2 protein-coding genes are annotated in these 2,388 nt (G+C 70.4%); one reads left to right on the top strand and one right to left on the bottom strand.

Translation table 11 applies throughout. From position 1 onward, the window contains the following. Nucleotides 1-225: 225 nt before the first annotated feature. Nucleotides 226-591 (bottom strand): STAS domain-containing protein, encoded by a 366-nt coding sequence (locus tag AB0G02_RS35500; protein ID WP_360803421.1) that lies wholly within the window; start codon nt 589-591, stop codon nt 226-228. Between the two features lie 321 nt (nt 592-912). On the opposite strand from AB0G02_RS35500, the gene AB0G02_RS35495 reads away from it, so the two are divergent. Then, the coding region (locus AB0G02_RS35495) for a cellulose-binding protein (RefSeq protein ID WP_360803418.1) at nt 913-2,388 on the top strand (1,476 nt) is incomplete at its 3' end.

Below are 2,388 nucleotides of genomic sequence, written 5' to 3'. Positions count from 1 at the left end.
CCTGGCGGCCTCCACCACGTCCTCACCGCGCGGCACCGGCTCGCCGGTCCGCCCGTCCACCAGCAGGAACTCCTCCTCGACCCCGAGCGTCGGAGCGGGACCCATCAGACTGCCCATCGCGGCCTCCGGGGGCTGTGCGGCCGTGGGTGTCCGGGATACCCGCGAGCGCGGCGGTCAACCCGTCCTCAGTGGACTTCGCGCTGTGCGCGCGTGGTGACAGCGAGGTCAGGCGGTGGTGTGCGGGGCCGTGCCGCCGGGGCGGGGGTGGACCGTGATGAGCCGGTCCATGCCGCCGACCCGCATCGCCTTGGCGACGTGGGCGGGTGCGGCGACGACGGTCAGCGTGCCGCCGTCAGCGTGGAGCCTCCGCCAGATGCCGAGCAGCGCGCTCAGCCCGGAGGAGTCGCAGAACTCGACGCCGGCGAAGTCCAGCACGCGGTGGTGGCCGCCGTCGTCGGCCAGGGCCAGCGCGTCCGCGTAGAGGCCCTGGGCGGTGGTGTAGTCGATCTCGCCGCACACCTCGACCCACCGCCCCTCGACCTCGTCGGAGGGCGTGGTGCGGGTGACGGTGACCCTGGATCTGCTGTTCACTGCGCTCGCCGTCTGCCGGGGTGTCGGAGCGGTGCACGTGCTGGTGCTCGGGCAAGGGTGGCACCCGCGGTTCCGGCCGGGCGACATCATCGACCAGAGCGCGGTCGATAGTCCAACCGGGTTAACCCTACCGGGGTTCCCGATGCTCTTCCGCCTGGCCCGACGCGGGAGGCCGCGCACCGCACCAACTGAGACCGGCGACGGCTTTGACGGCGTCCGGCGCATTGACATGTTTCGATCCACGCCTCGAAACTTTAGGAGGTCGCTCGCCGGCCGTCCGCCGTCGCCGTCCCCACCACCCAGCCTCAAAGGAGAGCCCTGGTGAACATCAGTTCGGGCCGCCGGAGAATACGTGCGGCGGTCGTCATGTCGGGGGTGTCAACGCTCGCGCTCGCCGGCACGTTGACCGCGCTGGCGGTGTCCTCCTCGAACACCGCTGCGGCTGGTGGCGTGGTCGCGTTGGCGGGGGTGGAGGACGAGGGCGCGGACTGCCCGGTGACGGTGCCCGGGTCGTTCCCGTCCAACGCCAAGCTGCCCGACCCGTTCACGAAGCTCAACGGGCAGCGGATCACCTCGAAGTCGGACTGGCGGTGCCGCCGCGCGGAGATCCGGGAACTGGCCGAACGGCACGTCATGGGCGACAAACCCGCCAAACCCACCAGCGTCACCGGCACCGTGTCCGGCAGCAGCGTCACCGTGAACGTCTCCCACAACGGCCGCACCGCGAGCTTCTCCGCCGGCGTGCAACTGCCCTCGGGCACCGGCCCCTTCCCCGCCGTGCTGGTCGTGGGCGGGTTCGGCGCCGACACCGCCACCATCAAAGCCGCCGGCGCCGCCGTCATCACCTACGACCCCCTCGCCGTGGGCAAGGAAGGCACCGGACGCGCCAACAAACAAGGCGCCTTCTACACCCTCTACGGCAACACCAGCCCCACCGGCCTGCTCGCCGCCTGGGCCTGGGGCGCCAGCCGCATCATCGACGTCATCCAACAATCCGGCGGCACCACCCTGCGCCCCGACATCGGCGTCACCGGCTGCTCCCGCTACGGCAAAGCCGCCTTCACCATCGGCGTGTTCGACCAACGCATCGCATTGACCATGCCCATCGAATCCGGCACCGCCGGCGTCCCCATCTACCGCGGCGTCAACGCCGAAGGCGGCCAGACCCTCGCCAGCGCCTACGGCGAACAACCCTGGTTCGGCGACCCCTTCTCCCCCTACACCACCAACCCCAACAACACCCCCATCGACACCCACGAACTCGTCGCCATGGTGGCCCCGCGCGGCCTGTTCATCATGGACAACCCCCACATCGCCAACCTCGGCCCACGCTCCGCCGCCGTGGCCGCACTGGGCGGCGCCGAGGTCTACAAAGCACTCGGCGCGTCCAACAACATCCTCTACCACTCCAACGTCACCGACGGCACCCACTGCGCCACCCGCCCCGAATGGCGCACCCCCCTCCAACAAGCCATCGGCAAATTCCTCCGCAACACCGGCACCTTCACCGGCGGCATCACCATGCACACCAAAGCCACCGGAAACCTCACCCAATGGCGCGACTGGACCACCCCCACCCTCACCGACGGCCCCGGCGACACCACCACCAGCACCACCACAACCACGACCACCACGGGCGACACGACCACCACGACCACGACCACCGACCCGACGACGACCACCACGACCACCAACCCGCCAGGTGGCGGCTGCACCGCGACGTTCGCGGAGGGGACGAAGTGGAGTGACCGCTTCAACGGCCAGGTGACCGTCTCGGGGACCGACGACTGGGTGGTC

It is taken from the genome of Actinosynnema sp. NPDC023658, assembly GCF_040639995.1.
Lineage (GTDB): Bacteria > Actinomycetota > Actinomycetes > Mycobacteriales > Pseudonocardiaceae > Actinosynnema.
Note: the sequence above shows the minus strand (reverse complement) of the source record. Positions and strands in the feature narration are given on the sequence as shown.